Annotated in this window: 1 protein-coding gene; it reads right to left on the minus strand. The window is 65.3% G+C overall.

The annotated features are described in order from the left end of the window. Nucleotides 1–1,060 (minus strand): TIGR03032 family protein (locus Q0094_RS06390; RefSeq protein WP_297616562.1); only part of this gene is annotated, 1,060 nt, incomplete at its 3' end. Nucleotides 1,061–1,392 lie beyond the last annotated feature (332 nt).

A 1,392-nucleotide genomic window follows, 5' to 3' on the forward strand; every position in this document is an offset into this window, starting at 1 on the left:
AGCGGATGTCGTCCTTGCTCAGGCCGATCAGATGCGGGTGGCGCACCCCGGGCAGGATCGCCACGTCATAGACCTCGGAAATCGGGGCGGCGATCTCGATGCTGTGTTCCAGATCGCCGCTGCGCAGGTTGATGATGGCGATCATGCAGCGCGGCGCGACCCGTTCGGCCGCCAGCCGGTCCTGCAAGCCCAGCCCCTGAAACACCTGTGTGCGGTCGCGCGGCAAGGACACGCCCACCACCGCGAAATCCCCGTGGATTGCAAGACCACGCGCAAAGCCGGGCAGGAAACACACCGGCTCGAACGCGCCCGTGTTCAGATCGACATGGCCCAGTTCGCCCGTGCCCGATTGCAAAAGCCAAAGCCGCCCCGCATGCAGACGCGGCGAATGCGGCATCGACAGCCCCGAGGCCACAACCGCGCCGCTGGCCACATCGATCACGACCCCGCCATTGCGGCGATGCTCGCGCCAGCCTTCGGCGACATTGGTGGTCGACACGCAGGTGACATAGCGCGGCGCGCCATCTTGCATCGCGATCCCGTTCAGGTGACAGCGATCCTCGGCCGCCAGCCGGTCGATGAAGGGCGGGCGCCAGACGACCCGGAAACTCTTGCCCGGCAGGGGCTCGGCGATGCAGTTGAACTGCGTGGCGACAAAGAGCGGCCGGTCGCCTTGCATGTGGATGTCATGCACATCCACATCGCCCGTCGTATAGGCCATGGATGGCACATAAAGCGCGTCATGGCCCTTGTGCCGCGCCCCGGGCGCCAGGTAATTGTCAAAGCGCCAGATCTGGTGAAGCGTTCCGGCCCAGAACCCGTTGGCATGCACGCCCAGACCCATGGGCCGCGGAAAGCTGCGCTCGCAAAAGGCAAGCTGCCCGTCGGGGCCAACGCCGATCAGAAAGATCTTTCCGACATCATAGGTGGTAAAGGCCAGCGACATGTCCTGCCCGCCCAGCCAGGCCGACATCTTGCGCGAGGCGGTGAATGCAAAAGCGGCCGACCCGCCCGCCCCGATGCGCAAACTCGCCAGATTGCCCGCGCCCTGCACCGTCACGCGACCGCCCCCCTGATCCGCGGCCGCACAAGGCCCGCAGCGACCACGGCCGGCCACACATGCGGCACGCGCCCAAAGGCCCGCCTGTCGCGCACAGGGGGCCGACTATCGCACAAAAGACGGTCAAACACAAACATTGGGCACTAACCTCAACTATCGTTGACAGATACGCGACGCCAGCATCCCCTGTCAAGCAACGCCGCTCTGCCCCATATCCAACCACCGCAGGGTTAAATTTCCGTCGACATGGCCCAGACCGCGCCCATCAAGGCGATGTCATCGCCAAGGTGGCCCAAGGTCAGGATCAGGCGGCCCTTGGTGCCAAGCCGACA

It is taken from the genome of uncultured Roseicyclus sp. (assembly GCF_937892565.1).
Classification (GTDB): domain Bacteria; phylum Pseudomonadota; class Alphaproteobacteria; order Rhodobacterales; family Rhodobacteraceae; genus Roseicyclus.